21 protein-coding genes are annotated in these 20,212 nt (G+C 71.1%); 15 read left to right on the top strand and 6 right to left on the bottom strand.

All coding sequences use genetic code 11. The features are described 5' to 3' along the window. From EV376_RS24435 to EV376_RS24400, 8 genes are all read left to right on the top strand, one after another. Entirely contained in the window at positions 1 to 759 is a 759-nt protein-coding gene (locus EV376_RS24435; RefSeq protein WP_130326934.1) for a GntR family transcriptional regulator, read from the top strand. Between the two features lie 154 nt (positions 760 to 913). Further along, complete coding sequence (locus EV376_RS24430) at positions 914 to 1,927, top strand: amidohydrolase family protein (RefSeq protein ID WP_165438098.1); 1,014 nt, start codon at positions 914 to 916, stop codon at positions 1,925 to 1,927. Between the two features lies 1 nt (position 1,928). Beyond that, the gene (locus tag EV376_RS24425; RefSeq protein WP_207228383.1) at positions 1,929 to 2,795 is read left to right on the top strand and encodes an alpha/beta fold hydrolase; all 867 of its coding nucleotides are present in this window, start codon (positions 1,929 to 1,931) and stop codon (positions 2,793 to 2,795) included. Further along, positions 2,792 to 3,664 carry an FAD binding domain-containing protein gene (locus tag EV376_RS24420; RefSeq protein ID WP_130326930.1) on the top strand — a complete coding sequence of 291 codons (873 nt, stop codon included), beginning with the start codon at positions 2,792 to 2,794 and terminating at the stop codon, positions 3,662 to 3,664. The genes EV376_RS24425 and EV376_RS24420 overlap by 4 nt, the downstream gene beginning before the upstream one ends. Beyond that, the gene (locus EV376_RS24415; RefSeq protein WP_130326928.1) at positions 3,657 to 4,187 is read left to right on the top strand and encodes a (2Fe-2S)-binding protein; all 531 of its coding nucleotides are present in this window, start codon (positions 3,657 to 3,659) and stop codon (positions 4,185 to 4,187) included. Before EV376_RS24420 ends, EV376_RS24415 begins: the two co-directional genes overlap by 8 nt. Then, a complete protein-coding gene (locus tag EV376_RS24410; protein WP_207228381.1) occupies positions 4,184 to 6,553 on the top strand; it encodes a xanthine dehydrogenase family protein molybdopterin-binding subunit in 2,370 nt (789 codons plus the stop codon). The genes EV376_RS24415 and EV376_RS24410 overlap by 4 nt, the downstream gene beginning before the upstream one ends. Positions 6,554 to 6,571: 18 nt before the next feature. After that, complete coding sequence (locus EV376_RS24405) at positions 6,572 to 7,339, top strand: SRPBCC family protein (RefSeq protein WP_130326926.1); 768 nt, start codon at positions 6,572 to 6,574, stop codon at positions 7,337 to 7,339. 332 nt (positions 7,340 to 7,671) lie between these two features. Next, a complete protein-coding gene (locus EV376_RS24400) occupies positions 7,672 to 8,757 on the top strand; it encodes a carbon-nitrogen hydrolase family protein (protein WP_130326924.1) in 1,086 nt (361 codons plus the stop codon). Here EV376_RS24400 and EV376_RS24395 read toward each other — a convergent pair. After that, a complete protein-coding gene (locus EV376_RS24395; protein ID WP_130326922.1) occupies positions 8,741 to 9,214 on the bottom strand; it encodes a hypothetical protein in 474 nt (157 codons plus the stop codon). The genes EV376_RS24400 and EV376_RS24395 overlap by 17 nt on opposite strands. Positions 9,215 to 9,341: 127 nt before the next feature. On the opposite strand from EV376_RS24395, the gene EV376_RS24390 reads away from it, so the two are divergent. Then, positions 9,342 to 10,769, top strand: a complete 1,428-nt coding sequence (locus EV376_RS24390; protein WP_130326920.1) for an amidase — start codon at positions 9,342 to 9,344, stop codon at positions 10,767 to 10,769. Between the two features lie 258 nt (positions 10,770 to 11,027). On the opposite strand, the gene EV376_RS24385 is transcribed toward EV376_RS24390, so the two are convergent. Then, positions 11,028 to 11,588, bottom strand: coding sequence for a hypothetical protein (locus EV376_RS24385; RefSeq protein WP_130326918.1), 561 nt, complete (start codon positions 11,586 to 11,588; stop codon positions 11,028 to 11,030). Between the two features lie 36 nt (positions 11,589 to 11,624). On the opposite strand from EV376_RS24385, the gene EV376_RS24380 reads away from it, so the two are divergent. Together EV376_RS24380 and EV376_RS24375 are read left to right on the top strand one after the other, a co-directional pair. Then, a complete protein-coding gene (locus EV376_RS24380) occupies positions 11,625 to 12,254 on the top strand; it encodes a TetR/AcrR family transcriptional regulator (RefSeq protein ID WP_130326916.1) in 630 nt (209 codons plus the stop codon). Positions 12,255 to 12,907: 653 nt separating this feature from the next. After that, positions 12,908 to 13,639, top strand: a complete 732-nt coding sequence (locus EV376_RS24375) for a phosphotransferase (RefSeq protein ID WP_130326914.1) — start codon at positions 12,908 to 12,910, stop codon at positions 13,637 to 13,639. 124 nt (positions 13,640 to 13,763) lie between these two features. On the opposite strand, the gene EV376_RS24370 is transcribed toward EV376_RS24375, so the two are convergent. The 3 genes from EV376_RS24370 to EV376_RS24360 form a co-directional block, all read right to left on the bottom strand. Further along, positions 13,764 to 14,345 carry a dihydrofolate reductase family protein gene (locus tag EV376_RS24370; protein ID WP_130326912.1) on the bottom strand — a complete coding sequence of 194 codons (582 nt, stop codon included), beginning with the start codon at positions 14,343 to 14,345 and terminating at the stop codon, positions 13,764 to 13,766. Between the two features lie 66 nt (positions 14,346 to 14,411). After that, positions 14,412 to 15,242 carry a helix-turn-helix domain-containing protein gene (locus tag EV376_RS24365; protein ID WP_486482785.1) on the bottom strand — a complete coding sequence of 277 codons (831 nt, stop codon included), beginning with the start codon at positions 15,240 to 15,242 and terminating at the stop codon, positions 14,412 to 14,414. Positions 15,243 to 15,679: 437 nt separating this feature from the next. After that, the gene (locus tag EV376_RS24360) at positions 15,680 to 16,552 is read right to left on the bottom strand and encodes a LysR family transcriptional regulator (RefSeq protein ID WP_130326910.1); all 873 of its coding nucleotides are present in this window, start codon (positions 16,550 to 16,552) and stop codon (positions 15,680 to 15,682) included. Positions 16,553 to 16,647: 95 nt separating this feature from the next. Between EV376_RS24360 and EV376_RS24355 the strand changes: the two genes are divergently transcribed. After that, entirely contained in the window at positions 16,648 to 17,247 is a 600-nt protein-coding gene (locus EV376_RS24355) for a dihydrofolate reductase family protein (RefSeq protein WP_130326908.1), read from the top strand. A gap of 119 nt (positions 17,248 to 17,366) precedes the next feature. Here EV376_RS24355 and EV376_RS24350 read toward each other — a convergent pair whose 3' ends face one another. Next, complete coding sequence (locus tag EV376_RS24350) at positions 17,367 to 17,765, bottom strand: winged helix-turn-helix transcriptional regulator (protein WP_130326906.1); 399 nt, start codon at positions 17,763 to 17,765, stop codon at positions 17,367 to 17,369. Positions 17,766 to 17,870: 105 nt separating this feature from the next. On the opposite strand from EV376_RS24350, the gene EV376_RS24345 reads away from it, so the two are divergent. The 3 genes from EV376_RS24345 (at position 17,871) to EV376_RS24335 (ending at position 20,082) form a co-directional block, all read left to right on the top strand. Beyond that, positions 17,871 to 18,773 carry an NADP-dependent oxidoreductase gene (locus tag EV376_RS24345; RefSeq protein ID WP_130326904.1) on the top strand — a complete coding sequence of 301 codons (903 nt, stop codon included), beginning with the start codon at positions 17,871 to 17,873 and terminating at the stop codon, positions 18,771 to 18,773. A 130-nt stretch (positions 18,774 to 18,903) separates the two neighbouring features. Then, entirely contained in the window at positions 18,904 to 19,434 is a 531-nt protein-coding gene (locus tag EV376_RS24340; RefSeq protein WP_486482784.1) for an SAM-dependent methyltransferase, read from the top strand. A 186-nt stretch (positions 19,435 to 19,620) separates the two neighbouring features. After that, on the top strand, positions 19,621 to 20,082 hold the full coding sequence (locus EV376_RS24335) for a DUF1203 domain-containing protein (protein WP_130326902.1): 462 nt from the start codon (positions 19,621 to 19,623) through the stop codon (positions 20,080 to 20,082). Positions 20,083 to 20,212: the final 130 nt, after the last annotated feature.

Here is a 20,212-nt window from a genome sequence, read left to right as displayed (position 1 = left end):
ATGACGGACCTGACGAACAGCGACGTGGCGGTGGCCGAGCAGTCCGCCGCGCCCGACATCGAGGCGCTGAGCCGCGCCGAGCTGCTGCGGGCGCTGAACCGCCCCGAGTCCGGCACCAGCCTGGTCGACGAGATCATCATCAAGGTCGGGACCGACATCATCGAGGGTCGCCTGAAGCCGGGCGACGACCTGAACTCGGTGGAGCTGTCCAAGCTGTTCAAGACCAGCCGGACACCGGTGCGCGAGGCGCTGCTCACGCTGCAGCGGGAGGGCTTCGTCGAGATTGAGGCGCACCGCCGGCCGCGGGTCGCCGGGCTGTCCCTCCGCGAGGTGCAGGACATGTACCGGGTGCGGGCCCACCTCTACGAGATGGTCAGCCACTGCGTCGTCGCGGCGGCGAGCGACGAGGACCTCGACCGGCTCGACGAGGTCCAGTCCCGCCTCCAGCGGGCGGCCGACTCCGACGACGTCGACCGCTACTTCTGGACCAACGTGGAGTTCCGCAACACCGAGGCCGGACTCGCGCGGAACACGACGCTGGTCCGGGTCCTCGACTCGCTCGGGCTGCGGATGCTCCGGTTGCGGCACCTGAGCCTGTCGCTGCCCGGTCGGCTGGCGACGTCGGTCGAGGACCACGAGCGGCTGATCCGCGCCTACCGCGACCGCGACGCGACGCTCGCGGCGGCGTTCTCCGCATCACTGGTCATGCGGGGTCTCAGGACCATCGAAGGCTCGGGCTGGGTCGGCATCGACTCCTGAGGCCCGCGGCGCCACTGCGGCCCACCCACAAACACAGCACATACGAGACGGAGCCCGGACAGCGAGGCCCACCCGACCACGGCGGCGACGCCGCCGTGGTCGAGCGCGCCCTCGAGTCGATCAACGGCCGGGCTCGCACGGCAGGAGGAAGCACGTGACGCAGGATCAGCCCCAGGTGGTCGACTGCCACGTCCACGCGGTGCCCGAGGCGCTGCTGGAGGAAGTCGCCGACCGGCCCGACCCCGACGGCGTGGAGGTGCGGCGTACGCCCGAGGGGTACGCCGTCACCATGCCCGGGGCTCCCGAGCGGCTGGTCCGCCCCCGCATGTCGGGTGCTGCGGTGCGGGACGAGACGCTGGCAGCGATGGGAATCGACGGTCACGTGCTCGCCCCGTGGCTCGACGTGCAGCCCACCGCCGCGATGCCGAGCGCTCGGGCCCGCAGCTGGGCCCGCCGACTCAACGAGGCCCTGCTGGCCAGCCAGGAGGAGGTGGGCTCGGTCGTGGGGTGCTGGGCCAGCGTCGCGGTCGACGACCCGGCGACGGCCGCCGACGACCTGGCGCGGGCGGTCGAGGTCGGCATGCGCGGCCTGGTGCTGAGCACCGACCCGGTGCACTGCGAGTCCCTCGCCGACCCGCGGCTGGAGCCGGTGTGGTCAGCGGCGGAGGCGCTGCGGGTGCCGGTGATGCTGCACCCGTCCGCGGACGGGCCGTCGCGCGTCCTGCCGGGGAGCGCCCCCTTCGCCAACGTGTACTGCCGGCTCGTCGACACCTCCTTCGCGGTCGCGAAGCTGCTCCTGGCCGGAGTCCTCGACCGGCACCCCGCGCTGCGGCTGGTGACGGTGCACGGCGGTGGCATGCTCCCGTTCCAGAGTGGCCGGCTTGACGGCGGGCACCGGGCCGACGCGCTGTCGTCGTACCCCATCGAGCGGGAGAAGCCCTCCGACTACCTGGCGGACCTCTACTACGACACGGTCGCGATGAGCCCGTCGGCGATCCGGTTCCTGGTCGACGCCTTCGGTGCGGACCACGTTCTCCTCGGCACCGACTTCCCTTTCGCTCTCGGCGACCCCGATCCCGTCGGCGCCGTCAACTCTTTGCACCTCGAGGCCGACGACGCGGCGCGCGTCCTCGGCCGCAACGTGCTGGACCTCCTGGAAAGGGCCTGACATGACCGACGTGTCCATGCAGTTCGTGGTCGGCTCGGCGGGCCGCATCGCCTACGGCCGTCGTGGTGCGGGAGCGCCGGTGGTGCTGCTGCACCCGCTGGCCCTCGCGGGGCAGGTGTGGGACGGCCTCGCCGAGCGCCTCGCCGACCGGTACGACGTGGTGACCCCGGATGCTCGGGGCCACGGCGCCAGCGAGTGGGACGGCACGCCGTTCTCGATCGACGACATGGCCGACGACGTGGTGGCCCTCCTCGACGGGCTGGGTTTCGAGCGCGCCCACGTCGTGGGCATGTCGATGGGCGGCAGCGTGGCCATCAGCCTCGCCGCCCGCCACCCCGGCCGGGTCGACCGGCTGGTGCTCGCCGACACCACCGCGTGGTACGGCGAGAAGGCGGTGGCGACGTGGAACGAGCGCGCCGAGCGGGTGCTCGCGAGCACCCGCGCCAACCAGATCCCGTTCCAGGTCGACCGGTGGTTCACCGACGGGTTCCGCCGGACCCACCCCGAGCGGGTGCAGCACGTCGTCGCCGTCTTCCTCGCCACGAACTCCGCCGCGCACGCTCAGGCCTGCCGCGCCATGGGTGCCATGGACAGCCGCGAGTTGCTGCCGCGCATCGTCGCGCCCACCCTCGCCATCGCCGGCGAGGAGGACTACGCGACGCCGCCGAGCATGGGCGAGTACGCCGCCGAGCATGTCGCCGACGGTCGTGCCCTGACCCTGGCCGGGCTGCGGCACCTGTCCCTGATCGAGCGCCCCGAGCTCGACGGGCTCGTGGCGGCCCACCTCGAGGGCCGCGAGCTGCCCGACGCGCCGGCGTCCTCGTGCGGCTGTGCCGTCGCCACCGAGTCGAAGGAGTTCGCCCGATGAAGCCGCGCACGTTCACCTACCTCGCGCCCACCTCGGTCGAGGAGGCGTTGGAGGCGCTGGCCGAGCACAGTTTCGACGCCAAGGTGCTGGCCGGTGGCCAGAGCCTGGCGCCGTTGCTGAACCTCCGGATGGCCTCGCCGGAGTACCTCATCGACATCAACGACGTCGCCGGCCTCGACCGGATCCGCCGGGTCGACGGTGCGTGGCACATCCCGGCGCTTGTGCGGCAGCGGGCCGTCGAGCGTTCGCCCCAGCTGCGCGCCGCCTTCCCGCTGCTCCCCGTGGCGCTCGAGCAGGTGGCCCACCCCCAGATCCGTAACCGGGGCACGGTCTGCGGCAGCCTGGCCCACGCCGACCCGGCCGCCGAGTTGCCCACCGTGATGACCGCTCTCGGCGCCACCATGCGGGTCGCCTCGGTGCGGGGTGAGCGTGAGGTGCCGGCGGAGGAGTTCTTCCAGTTCCACTTCACGACGTCGCTGGAGGACGACGAGCTCCTGGTGGGCGTCACGGTCGACGACCTGCCATCTGGGACGTCCACCGGGTTCGCCGAGTTCGCGCCGCGGCACGGGGACTTCGCCCTCGCCGCGGTGGCGGGTGTGGTGACCCGCTCGTCCGACGGCACCGTCGGTGCGGTCCGCCTGGTCGCGTCCGGTGTGGCAGCGCGGCCGCAGCGGCTGACCGCCGCCGAGGAGGTGCTCCTCGGCCAGCAGCCCACCCCGGATGTCGTCGGCGCCGCCGAGCGGGCGGCCCGCGGAGAGGTGGACCCGACCGGCGACATCCATGCGTCGGCGGACTATCGCCGCCACCTGGTGGGCGTGCTCGCCCGCCGGGTCCTGACCACGATCGCCGAGGAGGGCGACCATGTCTGAGTCTGCGTTCGGGACCCGCACGGGGCACGAGACCCGGGTTGTGCGGACCACCGTCAACGGCGTCGAGCGGGAGGCCGAGGTCGCGACCCGGCTCACGCTCGCCGACTTCCTGCGCCACGAGCTTCGACTCACCGGCACCCACGTCGGCTGCGAGCACGGCGTCTGCGGGGCGTGCACCGTCCACGTCGATGGTGCCGCCGTCCGCTCCTGCCTGATGCTCGCCGTCCAGGCGAACGGGCGCCGCATCGACACGGTCGAGGGACTGGCCGGCCCAGACGGCGAGCTGGCGCCGATCCAAGAGGCGTTCAGCAAGCACCACGCGTTGCAGTGCGGCTTCTGCACCAGCGGCTTCCTGATGAGCGTCGCCGAGGCGCTCGAGGAGGGACCGATCGAGACCGAGGAGGCCGCCCGCGAGGTGCTGGGCGGCAACATCTGCCGCTGCACGGGCTACGCCGGCATGGTCGAGGCCGTGCTGGAGGCGTCGCAGACGTCGTACCCGACGGCGAAGGGAGAGGACGCATGACCGCCGAAGCCCTCGTGCGGCCCGAACAGGCCGCCCCCGGCAGGCAGCCGATGATCGGCTCCTCGGTGCGCCGGCGCGAGGACCGCCGGCTGCTCACCGGTCAGGGCCGCTACCTCGACGACCTCGAGCTTCCCGGCGCGTATGAGGCGGCGTTCGTGCGCAGCCCGCACGCGTCGGCGCGGATCCGGTCCATCGACACCACGGCGGCCGCGCAGCTGCCGGGAGTGATCGGGATCTGGACCGGTGCGGACCTTCCCGAACTCGTCAAGCCGATCCCGCCGAAGGTGTCCAACCCGCTGCTGAAGGACGTGCCGCGCTACCCGCTGCCCCCCGAGCGCGTCCACTTCGTCGGTGAGCCGGTGGCGGTCGTGGTGGCCGAGTCCCGCTATGTCGCCGAGGACGCCGTCGAGTTGATCCAGGTCGACTACGAGGTGTTGCCGGCGGTCTCGTCGACGGCGGCGGCGCTCGCGCCGGACGCCCCCCGGGTGCACGACGAGCTCGACGACAACGTGGCGATTCACGTGACCCAGGTGGCCGGTGATCCCGAGGAGGCGCTGCGCACCGCTCCGCACCGGCTCAGCGAGCGGTTCGTCGTCGCGCGCGGCGGCGGCCACTCGATGGAGTGCCGCGGCGTCGCGGCCCGGTACGACGCCGGCACCGGCCAGCTCATGGTGTGGCCGGCGACCCAGTCGCCGCACTACACCCGCAACATGCTGGCCTACTTCTACGGCATGGACGAGGACGACGTACGGGTCGTCGTGCCCCGCGACAGTGGGGGCGGGTTCGGGCCGAAGGCCCAGTTCCACGGCGAGGACGCCGTCATCCCGTACGTCGCCAAGCTGCTGCGGCATCCCGTGAAGTGGATCGAGGACCGCAGCGAGAACTTCGTGGCCACGATGATGGAGCGCAACCAGGTGCACCACGTGGAGGTCGGCTTCGACGACGACGGCAAGCTGATCGTCGTCAAGAACGTCTTCGAGCACGACCAGGGCGCCTACTGCGCGGGACTGCAGGTCCCGATGATCACGCTCAGCACGTTGCCCGGGCAGTACCGCATCCCCAACATCCACACCGAGCTCATCAGCTGCTACACGAACATGGTGCCGACCAGTTCGGTGCGCGGCGCGGGCCGGCCCCAGGCCGTGGTCGCGATGGAGCGGATGATGGACCGGATCGCCGAGCACCTCGGGCTCGACCCGGCCGAGGTGCGGCTGCGCAACATGGTCCAGGCCGACGAGTTCCCCTACAAGGTCGGCCTGACCTTCCGCGACGGCTCGCCGCTGACCTATGACAGCGGCGACTTCCCCTCGCTCGCCAAGGCAGTCCTGGAGCGGTTCGATTACGACGGCGAGCGGGAGCGCCAGGCGTTGGCGCGCTCGGCGGGCCGGCTGGTCGGCATCGGTCTGGGCGCATATGTCGAGGGCTGCGGTCTCGGTCCCTACGAGGGCGCCCGGCTGCGTCTCACCAACGACGGAACCGTGCTGGTGACGCTCGCCGCGACGCCGCTCGGGCAGGGCTACGAGACGATCTACGCCCAGATCGCGTCCGACGCGATGGGGCTGGACATGGAGCACATCCAGGTCGCCACCGGTGACACCAGCCGGATCCCCTTCGGCCAGGGCAGCTTCGCGTCGCGGACGACGGTCACCGCAGGGTCGGCCACCCTCCAGGCGGGACGAGAGCTGCGCGAGAGGATCTTCGAGGTCGCCGCGGTGCTGCTCAACGCCCCGGCGGAGGACCTGTGTTTCCAGGGTGATCGGGTCTGTGTGGGCGAGGACCCGAGCCGCTTCGTGGGCCTGCGGGACATCGCCCAGGTGGCGAACATCGGCCGGCACGGGATCACCATGCCCAGGGGAGTGGCGGCCGGCATCGAGGTGACGTCGTACTTCTCGCCGGAGCGGGCGTCGTACGCCAGCGGCATCCACGCGGCCACGGTGGAGGTCGACCCCGACACGGGTCAGATCAAGATCCTGCGCTACGTCATCGGCCACGACTGCGGCAACGTGATCAACCCGCTGCTCGTGGACGGCCAGGTGCTCGGTGGCTTCGCCCACGGCATCGGCAACGCGCTCTACGAGGAGTCGTTCTACGACGACGCCGGCCAGCCGCAGTCGGCCAGTTACCTCGACTACTCGCTGCCCTCGGCCATCGAGGTGCCGAAGGTGGAGCTCGTCCACCAGTTCACGCCGAGCCCGCTCAACCCGCTCGGCGTCAAGGGCGCCGGTGAGGGCGGCACCATCCCGGTACCGGCCACCATCGCCAACGCGGTCGAGGACGCCCTGCGCCCGTTCGGCGCGCGGATCACCAGCCTGCCGGTCACGCCCGCGAAGGTCTTCGCCGCGATGACGGCCCTCAACCACCGCTGAAAGGTCTGATGTCACGTGATGCAACTGACCAACACCTTCGCCGTCCCGAAGCCCGTCGACACGGTCTGGGCCGCGCTGCTGGACGTGGAGCGCGTCGCGCCGTGTGTGCCGGGTGCCAGCGTCGACAAGATCGACGGCGATGACATCCACGGCAGTGTGCGGGTCAAGCTCGGGCCGATCACCATGCGCTACAAGGGCGTGATGACCTTCAGTGAGAAGGACGAGCAGGCCCACCGCGCCGTGATGATCGCGAAGGCGCAGGAGACCCGCGGCGGCGGCACGGTGAGCGCCACGATCACCGCCCACCTCACCGGCTCGGGGGAGAGCACCGAGGTGACGGTGGCCACCGACCTCGACGTGACCGGCAAGCCGGCCCAGTTCGGGCGCGGCGTGATGGCCGACGTCAGCAAGCAGCTGGCCGGCCAGTTCGCCCGCAACCTGGCCCGGCAGCTGGAGTCGGAGGCCCCTGCCCGGGCCCCCGACGCCGGTACGCAGGTGTCCGCCGGCGCGCCGTCCGCGGTTTCCCCGGCCGTCGCCTCGTCGTCCACCGGCCTGTCCACCTCCTCGCCTGCTCCGTCGACCGTCCGGTCACCGGACGACGACCTGGCCGAGCAGAGCCTCAACGTCATGTCTCTGCTCCAGGAGCCCGCGCGCCGGCTCCTGCCGCCTGTCGCGGTCGGGCTTGTCCTGGGTCTGCTCCTCGGTCGGCTCAGCAAGCGAACCTCCAGCCGGCGGCCCGCCGCCGTGGCGTACCTGGCCACCTGCCCGCATAACGTGCGCCCGTGACCACCGTGCCCGGCGCGACGACGGGCGCGAACCCGGCAGGCAGGAGTGGCGGGCCGGCCGGCAGGGGGATCGTCCGGCGACACATCGACGTGAACGGTGTGTGGACCTCCTGCCTGGAGAAGGCGCCGACGGAGTACGCCCCGAGCCTCCTGCTGCTCCACGCCTTCTCCTCACCGATCGGCGCCGCGGATCGGATGCCCCAGCTGGGCCTGCCGGCACCCGCTTCCGCGGGGTCGCTCCCGACCGGCTCGGCCAGGGGTTCACCGTCGCGAGCGCCGTCGAGCCCGGCCCGATAGGACGTCCCTGAACCGACGAAACAGGAAGGCACCAGCATGGCCACTCTCACTCTCGCCGCGGTCCAGGCGGCGTCGGTGTGGCTCGACCGCGCCGCTACCGTCGACAAGGCCTGCGCCCTGATCGAGGAGGCCGGCCGCGCCGGTGCGGACCTCGTCGGGTTCCCGGAGAACTTCATCCCGGGACATCCGAACTGGTACTACTACCACCCCGCCACGACCCCGCACAGCATGCGGCTGGCCACCCGGCTGTTCAAGGAGTCGGTGGAGGTACCCGGCCCGGACGTGGCGGCGCTGGGACGGGCGGCCGCGCGGGCCGGCGTCAATGTTGTCATGGGGCTCACCGAGCGGGCACCCGGCAGCACCGGCACGCTGTACAACACCCAGCTGCTGATCGACTCGCGCGGCAGGGTGGCCGGGAAGCACCAGAAGCTGCTGCCGACCGTCGGCGAGCGGCTGGTGCACGGCTGTGGCAGCCGCGAGACCCAGGTGCCGTTCGAGACAGAGCTGGGGGCGGTCAGCGCGCTGGCCTGCGGCGAGAACTCAAACCCGCTCGCCGTCGCCGCGATCGCCGCCGCCCACCCGCTCGTCCATGTGGCCAGCTGGCCCAACCACTTCGTGCCGGGCGGCTTGGGAATGCCGGCGGCCAGCATGCTCGCCAGCCGCAACGTCGCCTACATGACGAAGGCCTTCGTCATCTGCTCGACCGGCATCAACGACGACGCCATGATCGCCGACTGCGCGGCGACCGAGGCCGACGAGCGGTTCCTGCGCGACCCGTCCTGGACGGGCGGCACCTGCATCATCGACCCGCAGGCCCAGGTGATCGCCGGCCCGATGCCGGGGGACCAGGAGGGGATCCTGTACGCCGAGGTCGACACCGACGCCTGCATCCGGGCCCGGATGCTGCACGACGTGGCTGGCCACTACAACCGCTCCGACGTCTACCGGCTGACGGTCGACAACCGGTCCGCGCCGCTGATCGACCGCCTGACGGGTCCGGAGCGGCCCGTCGATGCCGGGCCGGTCGATGCTGGGCCGGTCGAGACTCCATCCTCCCCGCCGCCGGGTTCGGGCCGTCCGCGCGTGGACGGCGACGCCGTACTCGTCAGGACGAACGGGTGAGCAGCGCCGAGAGCAGCGCCGACGTCCGGTCCCAGTGCTCGCTGCGGGCCAGGTCGGCGCTGGTCTGGAACAGGATCGGGGACAGCTCGATCCCGATGCTGTCGGCGACCGCGTTCACGACCGCGAGCTCGCAGCCGAGCAGCCCGGGAGCCTCGTGATGGCCGACCAGCGCCAGCTTGACGTAGTGGGCAGTGGTGCCGCCGACGGTGACCAGCGTCGCGCGGCCGGTGCGCAGGACGTTCTGCGACGTCCGAGTGCTGGCGAGCGCGGCCACCAGGCGGCGCCGGTCCGCCGTCACGTCCACCTCGGTGCGCGACAGCAGGGCCACGTGTGGGAAGCCCGCCGGATCCGTGGTCAGGAACGGGAAGGCCTGCTCTGTCTGGTCGAGTCCCGGCCGGCCGGCCACCAGTTCGGCGACCACGTCCGGGACGCTGAGGTACTGCTCGGCAGTTGGCACGGGACCACTGTAGGCGGGCGGTCTGCGCCCGCCCTGGGCTGGGCCGTCGCACGCAGGATCACGTTCTCGACGCTCCCGCCCGCCGTCGAGCTCGCCGGGCCGGCGTAACCAGATTCGAGGTGGACCAATGGATCGACTGACCGACGAGCGCGTGTCCGAGGGGCTGCCGGCGCCGGAGCTGCTGCCGTTCCAGCAGGCGGTCGCCGACTTCCGTAGCGGACGCGACACGCCGCGCGACTACCTGGAGCGGGTCATTGACCGGCTGGAGATCTGGGAGCGCCAGCTGCACGCGTTCGCTGCCGTCGGCATCGAGGAGGCGCGCCGGGCGGCGGACGCCTCGACCCAGAGGTGGCGTGCCGGTCGGCCGTGGTCGAGCATCGATGGGATGCCGGTCGGCGTCAAGGACGTCATCGACACCGCCGACCTGCCCACGGAACTGGGGCTCGTGGCCTTCGCCGGACGCCGTCCGCTCGTCGACGCGGCCGCGGTTCTGGGCCTGCGCGAGGCAGGCGCCGTCGTACTCGGGAAGACGGCGACGACCGAGTTCGCGATGACGCACCCGGCTGTCACGCGCAATCCGCACGACCTGCAACGCACCCCTGGAGGCTCCAGTTCCGGCTCCGCCGCCGCGGTGGGTGCGGGCATCCTGCCGGCGGCACTGGGCACGCAGGCGGTCGGATCGGTGCTGCGGCCGGCGAGCTACTGCGGCGCCTTCGGCTACAAGCCGACGAGCGGCGCCATCAACCGCGGCGGCAGCCACGACACCCAGAGCCACAGCGCGATCGGCGTGATCGGCGCGAGCCTGCCGGACCTGTGGCACACCGCGTGGGAGATCGTCTGCCGGGTCGGCGGCGACCCCGGCAGGCGAGGGCTCGTGGGCGCCCTGGAGCTCGCACCCCCATCGCGGCCGTCGGTCGTCGTCCACCTCGAGACCGACGGCTGGCCGCTGGCGACCGAGGAAGCCCGCGAGCAGGTCGAGGCTGTCCTGCACCGGCTGGAACGCGCCGGTGTGCAGGTACGCCGGCGGCACCACGATGCGGAGGTGGCCGAGCTCGAGGAGGTTTTGGCCGGAGCGTTGGCGAAGGCGCGCAGCATCATCGACGTCGAGTCCCGCTGGCCCCTGCGTGCCGTGCAGCGGATCGCGCCGGGTTCGTTCAGTGACACCCTCGCGGCGCGGCTGGCCGCCGCCGACCAGGTGTCGGCCGAGGCGTACCAGGAGTTGCTCGACTGGCGGCGGTCGGCGCGGCGCACCTTCGCCGCCGTGATGGATCGCGCCGACGTGGTCATCACCCTCGCCGCCACCGGTGCGGCCCCGGTCGGCCTCACCTCGACAGGCAACGCTTCCCCGGTGGTTCCCAGCTCGGTGCTCGGCGCGCCGGCCCTGACCCTTCCGGTGCTGCGCGACGCGGGCCTCCCGCTGGGCCTGCAGGTGATGGGCGCACGCCACCGGGACGCCGCCGTCTTCGGTACGGCTCGGTGGCTGCTGGCCGCCGTCGCCGGGGCGGAGTCGGCAACAGGTCCACGGCCGGCCCCGTCCGCCGGGGTCGCCGACTGAGGTCCTGCCTGATACCAGACCAGCCGTCGGGTCGAGGGGCAGACCGTGTACTCCGATCACGGCAGCCGATACGCCAGCTGGGCCTTCGGGCAGCGGCTGCGCGCTGCTGCGGTCGCTCCTCGCGACGTCGGGCGGCTCGACGGTGTGCGCTGGTGAAGGCGTTGACGGTTTCGTGCCGTGCCCTGCCCGCGGCTGCTCGTGCGCGGATGGCGACCAGAATCCTGCACTGCGGCTGCTGTCCGCGGGTCATGCCGTCACTCATCTCATCGAACTCCGGCCGCGGAGCTTGTTCCTCACTTCCTCGTGGATGATCTTCTTGGTGACGTCGGAGTCGCGTCCGGCAGCGGCGAAACGTTCGCCGGTGCCCCAGCCACGGGCTGCAAGGATGACGCTTTCGCCCGCGAGGGTGAGGCCGACGGAGAGGTAGATGGACCGGGCGGTGTCGGGAAGGGCGGCGCCGGCGTGGACACCGAGTCGGACGAGAGCGCCGACGACGGCGGTGATGCCCCAGGCAAGGAACGTGACCGGTCGGTAGCGGTACCAGAGTTCGCCGTTACGCAGGTAGAGGCGGGTTGTGGCCGCTCGGAGGCCACCGAGGATCACGGCAATCGCGCCGACGGCCACCAGTGCCGCGGTCTGACCGGTGCTCAGGGTGTCGCCGGCCATGACCTCGCGGACGCCGAGCGCGAGCAGGATGAGCGGTGGGACCGCGAGATCACGCAGGTGTAGCGGCTCCCCGACGGAGCGCCGGACGATGACGTAGCCAAGCGCGGCGCAGACGACGGCGGTGACGACCAGCGGATTATTTAGCAAGGCCATGCTAAAACCGTATCAGCAATCTGCTGTAATGAGGACGTGCCGAAGCTGGTTGACCCGACTGCGCGCCGACGCGAGGTCGGTGAGGCGGTCTGGCGGGTAGTGCGGCGGGTCGGCGTTGCGGAGGCCTCGTTGAGCGCGATCGCCGACGAGGCGGGACTGGCGATCGGCTCTGTCCGCCACTATTTCCCGAATCACGACGCGATCTTGTTGTTCGCGATGACGGAGCTGGGGAACAGGGTCAGTGCCAGGTTCAGCGCTCACCTCGAGCGGGTCGCCCACGGCGATGTCACCCCCGCGCATGTGGAGGCGATGCTCGCCGAACTGCTGCCGCTTGACGAGGACCGGCGCGTCGAGACCGAAGTCTGGCTGAGTTTCGTCGCGGCGTCGCGCACCCGGCCTGCCCTCGCTGAGGTCGCGGCCTCGGTCGGCGCCGGGATTCGCACCGTGGTCGGTCGGGTGCTCGCCGGTGCCGAGCGGCGTGGGCTGCTCGAAATCGAGGACCTGAACCTGGAGACGGAGCGGACCGCAGCGGTGCTCGACGGACTCGCCCTCGCAGTGGTCTTTCCACCGGAACTGGCCCCGGATGTCGCTCTCACGACCCTCCGTATGCACATCGGTTCACTTCTGCGGCCGCAGACCGGCCGCGAGGGACGGCAAGCTCGATGAGCGGGTCAACGTGTTGTTGTCGGCTTCGCTATCCCAGCCTCGGACTGACTCAATCCCCGATGGCGTCCGTCATGAGCGTGCTCGACCGCCGCACCCTGAACCAGGAGGTGCCGGCCCGGCAGCTCCTGCCGCAGCGGCACGACATGCCGGTCGCCGACGCCCTTGAGCCCCTGGTGGGTTGCACCCGCAGGAGGCCCTGGAGGGTACGTCGGGTTGTGGAGCCGTCCGGCCGGTTTCGCCGGCCGAGCTGCTGCTGAGCCGTCCGGCCGTCCGCACGCTGCTGATGCATCGCGCCCTCGGCCCGGCGTCGCGGCCGGGCCCCCGGCGCTGCCTCCTCGCCGGTCGGCGCCTGATGCGCCTGCTGCAGAGCAATGAGTGCATCCGCTTCGAGCCTGTCGCCGCAGCCCGGGTGACGTGGAACGACGCTGAACGGCTGCACTGCAGGCGCCGCACCGACTGACACTCGAACGAGCGACCACATCCGTACACGGCCCACCGGTGGCCGCAGCAGACGCACTCGACCTCTCATCCACGAGGAGCGACCACCAGTGGCGCGCTGCCGATCTCAGCGGCACGCGGGCCGAGAGAGCGCTGGCCGTTCCGCGTCCGCTAGCCGAGAACAGTGATGTTCGGAACCCCGTAAGGTACGGCCAGTGGGATGGGAGGCACTCGGGCAATGGGGTGACGACGTCGCTCGCATCGAACCGCTCGCTGGCGGAGTGGCCAACGACGTGTGGAGCGTGCGCGTCAACGGACGCCTCGCGGTCGGTCGTCTCGGCAGCAGGAGCGACGCTGATCTGGCCTGGGAGACCGCGCTCCTGCACTACCTCGACCGTAAAGGTCTGACCGTGCCGGTCCCGATCCCGACGACGGACGGCCGGCTGTTCGCCGATGGTCTGGTGGTGATGACCTACCTGGAGGGCGGACCGCCCGAAACGCAGGCCGACTGGCGCCGCGTGGCCGGCACGCTCCGCGAGCTGCATCGGCTGACGCAGGGGTGGCCGCAGCGTCCGGGTTGGCGATCGTCGACCGACCTCCTGCACGCCGAGACAGGAACGAAGATCGACCTCGGCGCGATGCCCCGTGAGGGCGTTGCTCGATGCCGGGCTGCGTGGGCGCGGCTCGCCGGACGTCGGACCTGCGTCGTGCACGGCGACCCGAACCCTGGCAACGTCCGCATGACCGCGAATCAGGTCGCCATGATCGACTGGGACGAGGCGCACGTCGACGTGCCTGACCTCGACTTGGTGCTGCCCGGCAACGCCGCGGCACTCGACGACGGCGCGCTCGACATTGCCGCGCAAGCGTCCGCCGCGTGGGAGGCCGCTGTCTGCTGGGACGACGAGTATGCCGTCAAGCGGCTCGCCGAAGTCCGAGCGGTCTGAGATTGCCTGACGTCGGCATCCCGGCGGATTTCGACAAGCTGGAACCGCTGTAGATCACTGCGGCCCAGAAGGATGCCCGTCGCGTTGGTCATCGCCTGAGCCGCTGGACCGAGGCGCTAGCCAGTCAACGGCGTACCCGATAGCGCAGGTGAAGCACCCGGTTGCCCTGAATCGCCACATCAGGATCCTCCAATAGGTGCTGCGCGTCGACCGACCCGAAGTAGCGCTTGCCGGACCCGAACACGACGGGTACGACGTCCATGCGCACCTCGTCAACCAGGCCCGCGGCAAGCGCCTGGCCACCGACGTCGCCAGCGGCGACCTCGACCATGCGGTCACCCGCAAGCTCCTGCGCCTTGGCCACGGCTGCCTCGACACCGTCGACGAAGTGAAACGGCGCCTCGGGGTCCCAGCCCTCGGGTTCCGGCCGGTGCGTCACGACGACCACATGGTCGACTCCGCCGGGAGGCTTCCCGTCCCAGCCGTCCGTCATGTCGAAGACGTGGCGGCCGACGATTGTCGCCCCGATCTGGTCCCAGTACGCCCGGGTGTAGTCGTAGGACGTCTGCGACACCGTCAGCTCGCCGCTCTCGTCCAACGGGACGTCGCCGTTGGACAACCAGTCGAACAGCGGTCCGGGCTGGTCATTCTCGTCCGCGACGAAGCCGTCCACCGACACCGAGCTGTACATGACCACCGTGCCCACGGGGCTCTCCTCTGCTTGGGGTTGCCCCGAAAGTAGCGTGTCCTGAGCGGTCGCTCTTGTACGAAATCAATCGGCCGGCAGCGGCCAGCTGTCCAGCACGTGGCCGGGATGTTCGCGCAGGAACCGCCGCCGGACTTCGACGTACCGGGTCGGCGTGAGCCCGGTGAACGCCCGGAACTCATGGCCGAAGTGGGCCTGGTCGAAGTAGCCGGCGCCACCGGCGAGGTCGCCCCAGTCGATCGGTCCGGCGGGGTCGATCGCGAACACGGTGGCGGCGAAGCGGTAGGTGCGGGCCAGCCGCTTCGGCGTGACGCCGATGAGCTCCTTGAACCGCTGTGCGAGATGGGTGCTGCTGACACCGGCTGCCACGCTCAGGTCGCCGATCGCCACCGCCCCGCTGGTCGCCGCGATGACGCTGCTCGCATGCCGGACCAGCCCCAGGCCGGCGGTCTCGCACAGCCGTCGCGTCAGCTCCTCCTCGAGCAGCGTCAGCATCTCGTGCGGTCCGTCCGCCGTGGCCAGCCGGTCTCGCAGCTCGGCACTGGCGGACCGGCCCCAAACCTGCTCTACCGTCACCGGCCGATCACGTAGTTCGGCTGCGGGCATCGGCAGGAACGGCGCCAGCCCCCACGGTTTGAAGTGCACGCCGACGGACCGGGTGCGGAGTGGGTAGCCGAACTCCACCGCGCGGGTCGGCATGGTGACCACGCAGCCGTCGGCGTAGTCGGCCGTCTCGATGTCGGTGCCGGCGGGGATGCGGAACGGCGCCCCGAGGTTGATGATGAGCAACGCCGCGGGCATCGGCGGCAGCATCAGCCGGGCGTACGGAGGCGCACCCTCGAGGTAGTAGAGGTCGTCGATCAGCCCGTCCAGCGGCGGTCGCGGCACTCTGGACACGTACTCCACCTCCACAGCATCGCCGACGCCCCGCCGGCGTCGCGCGCCGGGACGGTCCAGCCGCACTGCCGCCGGCATCGAGCCGGCGGTCCCGCACGAGCGCCCGGCCTGCGGACATGTGCGCGGGCTACGCGTACTGCATGGAGGATTCTCGGCCCTCCAGGGGTCGCCCGGTGACCGCGGCCACCGACAAGGCCGGGGTGTCCAACGGCTATGCGCCTTCAAGGCGGTGCCGGGTGCCGCCGTTGTCTTCGGTGGTGACTTGCGCGGTCGCTGCTGTTGTTTTCCGCTGGCTTTGCGTGTTGCACGTCTATAACGATGATCTGAATAGTCGGGAGGGCTTACGCCTTCGGGGTCCGCGGGCGCGTCCACACCTGGCTCCCCTCTGGCGGAGGTGAGCCCGGCAGCAGGCCGTCATTCGCGCGGGCGAGCACAGATCACGGCGGTGGCGCCCCGGCTTCGGCGAGCGCTGCGAGGACGGCGGCGACCGCTGGTGGGTCGGGCGGGTCGCCGTATGTCGCGGCGTGGATGCGGCGGCGGCAGCCGGGGATCTCTGTGGCGTACACGTGCGGCCGGTGGTGGGCGCGGAGCGCGAGGCCGGGTTGGGTGGCCACACCGATGCCGGCGGCGACGAGGGACTGCACGACGACGATGTCGTCGCTGTGCGCGGTGATGCGCGGGGTGAAGCCCTCGCGCTGGCACGCGGCGCGCAGCTCCGCCTCGCACCGGTCGCACCCGCCGATCCAGGCGGAGTCGCGATGGTTCGCGAGCCGGTCGTCGGGTTGCCGGCTGAGCAGGTTGAGCGAGTCGTCGCCGATGTGCAGCAGGCGGATGTCCTCCTCCTCGACGGGAGCGTCGGCATACCGGAACACCAGCGCCACGTCGACGTGGCCGTGCCGCAGCATCTGCAGCGCCTCGACCGGGTGCCGCTCGATGGGGCTCAGTTCGATGCCCGGGTGCGCCTGGGCGAGCGCGGCGGCCGCCGCGGGCACGATCGTGCTCAGCGTGGACGCGTTGTTGGCCAGCCGGACCCGCCCTGCGTGCAGGCCGACCCGGGCGGCGAGCTCGCTGGTGGCCGCGTCGACGCGGCCCACGATCTCAGCAGCCCGGTGGGCCAGCAGCAGTCCTTCCGGCGTCAGCCGGATTCCGCGGCCGATTCGCTGCACGAGCTTGGCGCCGGTGGCGGCCTCCAGGCGGGACAGGTGGTGACTCACTGATGGTTGGGAGTAGTGCAGCTCTCGCGCCGCCTCGGTCACCGACCCGTGCCGGGCGACGGCGGCCAGGACCTTGAGGTGAACCAGGTTCAGCACTTATCAACGATATCTATGGTTCCGGCGTCGGTTTGGCATTGGACGGCATGCATCGGGCTGTCCGATGCTGACGCCATAGGACACGAACCGGCACGGTGAGCTGTGACCTGACGATCTCCCTCGACGGGTACGCGGCGGGGCACAACCAGAGCGAACAGCGTCCGTTCGGCGACGACGGCGGTGACGGCTGGGGCAGCGAGTTGCACGCGTGGTACGAGAACAAGGAGGAGAACCGGGCCGAGATCGCCCGGATGGCTGAGGCGAAGGCGTTCATCATGGGTCGTAACATGTTCTGCCCGGTGCGCGGTGAGTGGGACCGGCCGTGGACCGGCTGGTGGGGCGACAATCCGCCGTACCACGGCCCAGTCTTCGTGCTCACCCACCACCCGCGCGACCCGCAGCCGATGGACGGCGGCACGACGTTCTACTTCGTCACCGACGGCATCGAGTCGGCGTTCCGGCAGGCCCGCACGGCGGTAGGCGACGATGCCACCATCTCCGTCCACGGTGGCGCGACCACGGTCAACCAGTACCTCGCGGCCGGCCTGATCACCGAGATGCGGCTGCACTACGTGCCGCTCACGCTCGGTGCCGGCACGCGGTTGTTCGACGGGGTGCCGCCGCTGAAGCTCGAGCAGGTGTCGTCCCGAGCGGCGACCGGGGTCACGCACGTGACCTACCGTGTGCTGTCCTGAACCGGCGGTGCGATCACGGTGTGCAGGCGGTGCCAGCAGATCAGGGATTCTCCGGCACGTGGTACGGCCGACGCCCGGATCTGCGGATGAGGGACATGTCACGCCGTCTCTGCGGAGGTTTAGGGGCGTGCGTCGAATTGGGCGCGGGCTTCGAAGATTCGGTCCATATGCGTCTCCGCCCAGTCCTTGATCGCGGTCATGACCGGAAGCAGTTCATGACCGAGCGGAGTGAGTTCGTAGTCCACGCGGACCGGTACCGAGGCCGTGACCGTGCGGGTGACCAGGCCGTCGCGCTCCAGCGTGCGCAGGGTCTGGGTGAGCATCTTCTGGCTGACGCCGGCGATGCGGCCGGCGAGTTCGCTGTGCCGCTGCGGGCCGTCGGCGAGGGCTGGGATCACCAGTGCGACCCACTTGTCGGTGAGTCTGCTTAGCAGCTCGCGGGTCGGGCACCGTGCCAGGAACGCGTCGTAGTCGCGTTTGGCCTGTTCGCGGCGCTGTGCCGCGGTCGTCGTCGCCATCCTGCCCTCCATCGGTGCCCTAGGCACTTTGCGGTACCTACTTTCTCACAGTGCCCGCTGATTCCTACCGTCTTGGTGATCACGAGAGCCACCAAGGAGACAGCGATGCGCGCAGTCAGCTATGCACAGTTCGGCGGGCCGGAGGTCCTGCACGTGGTCGACGTGCCGGTGCCCGAGCCGGGGCCGGGGCAGGTACGGGTGAGGGTCGCCGCGTCCGTCGTCCACCCGGTCGACCTGATGATCCGCTCCGGTCGGTTCCCGGCTCCGCTGCCGACGGGTCTGCCGTACACGCCCGGCTGGGATGTGGCCGGCACCGTCGACGCGCTCGACCCGGCAGTCGAGCAGTTCACGATCGGCGACGAGGTCATCGGCTTCTCGCCCTGGCTGCACACCACGGTCGGTGCCCACGCGGAGTACGTGGTGCTCGACGCCGCATGGCTGACCCCCGCGCCCGCCGGCGCCCCCGCCACCGAGGCGGCGACCCTGCCGACCAACGGTCTCGCCGCCGCCCAGGCCCTCGACCTGCTCGCGCTCCCGGCGGGTTCGACCGTGCTCGTCACCGGCGCCGCCGGGCAGGTCGGCGGGTTCGTCCTGGCGCTGGCCCGCGCGGGCGGCCTGCACGCCACGGGACTGGCCGGAGCCGGCGACCGTGCGTTCGTGGAGTCGATGGGCGCGGCATTCCTGTCGCGCTCCGACGACCCGACGGGGACGTTCGACGCGGTCATCGATCTGGCGGTGATCGGCCCTTCGCTGCTGGGCCTCGTCCGCGACGGTGGCGGCTACGTGGCCGCGTCGCCTCCGCTTCGCCCGGAACCAGTGCGGGGAATCCGGACCTTCGCGCTGGAGGTGCGTCCGGACGGATCACGGCTGGGTGACCTGGTCACACTCGTTACCAGCGGCGACATCCCGCTCCGGGTCGCCGGCGTGTACCCCTTCGCCGACGCCGCGGCGGCTCACGACCGGCTGGCCCAAGGCGGCGTCCGCGGCGGCGTGGTGATCGTCCCCTGACCTTCAGCCAACCTCCGCCGTCACGATCAACCGGCGCGCCCCCACGGGTGAGTAGGCCGCGGCGGCCCTGTACAGCATCCAGGGGGCCACCGCGATGATGGTGGCGACCAGGGGCGCTCCTGCGCGTCGCGTGAGCACGGGTCGCGCCGCTTCCGACGACGATCGCATCCACGGAAGGGAACAGTCGTTTTCCATGCTCAGCTTCGAGATCAACCCGATCGGCACGGTCCGAAACGACAGAACGGAGGTCCAGCACACCGACCACTGGGGTGCGGTCCGCAGCACGATCACCATCGACGCGCGCTTCGGCGACGCGTGCCTGCAAGGGTTGGAGGGTTTCTCCCACGTCGACGTGCTGTTCATCTTCGACCAGTTCCCGGAGCGCGACGACTACCGCCAGCCCCGCCCGAACCGCGGCCGCACCGACCTACCGCCCGTCGGCGTCTTCGCCAGCCGCGGTCCCCGCCGACCCAACCGCATCGGCGTGACGTGCTGCCGGATCATATCCGTGCGCGGCCGCGAACTGACGGTGGTCGGCCTCGACGCGGTCTCGGGCACGCCCGTCATCGACCTGAAGCCGACGATGACCGAGTTCCTGCCAGTGGACGTGCAGCAGCCGGAATGGGTCAGTGACCTGATGTCGGAGTACTTCCAGCCGTGAGCGAGGGCTTGACGGTGGAGTCGACTCCGAGCGCCTCGACCGCTCGTATCCACACATCCCGAGGCCGCCGCGCAGCGGTGATCGAAGTGCGCTCGGGCCATTGGCCGAGGAGAGCAGCCGGTGCCCGTCGAGCGCCGCGGCCGATTTCCGCGAGACTTTGCCGTCCGCGTGCCGGACCGTACGGTCATGAGCTTCGTCATCTCCCCGATTTCAGCCGAGCGGCTGGTGGCCCTGCGTCGCGACGGTGTCGACGATGCGGGTGGCCGCTTCGAGCCGTTCGTCGCCGAAGAGAGCGGTGCCCCGCTGCGGTGTTGCCTGCGCGATGCTCGCGCCGGTGAGTGGCTGGCCCTCATCGCATACCGTCCCGAGGGCACCGCTGGCGCCTACCGCGAGGTCGGACCGGTGTTCGTGCACGCCGAACCGTGCGAGGGCTATGCCGAGCGGGACACCTATCCGGCCGAATTCCGGCACCGCCGCCAGGTCTTCCGCGCGTACGACGAGGCGGGCCGTATTGCCGAGGCGCTCTTGGTCGAGGGCGCCCAGGCAGAGGCTGGCATCGAGCACCTGCTCGCCTCCCCGCGCGTGGCTACCGTCCACAGCCGCAACGTGCTCCACGGCTGTTACATGTTCGCGATCGGCCGCCAGTGACGCCGGGCGAAGGTCCTGCGCTGACCCGCATCCGCCCATGCCGCGGACCGGGCGGCACACTGAGCAGCCGCTTGCGGCGCCGAGGCCGCCCGATGAGAGCACATGTGCGCACGCGCCGAGCCGACCCGAG

This window comes from Micromonospora sp. CNZ295 (assembly GCF_004217535.1).
This window is presented reverse-complemented; position numbering and strand designations above follow the sequence as displayed.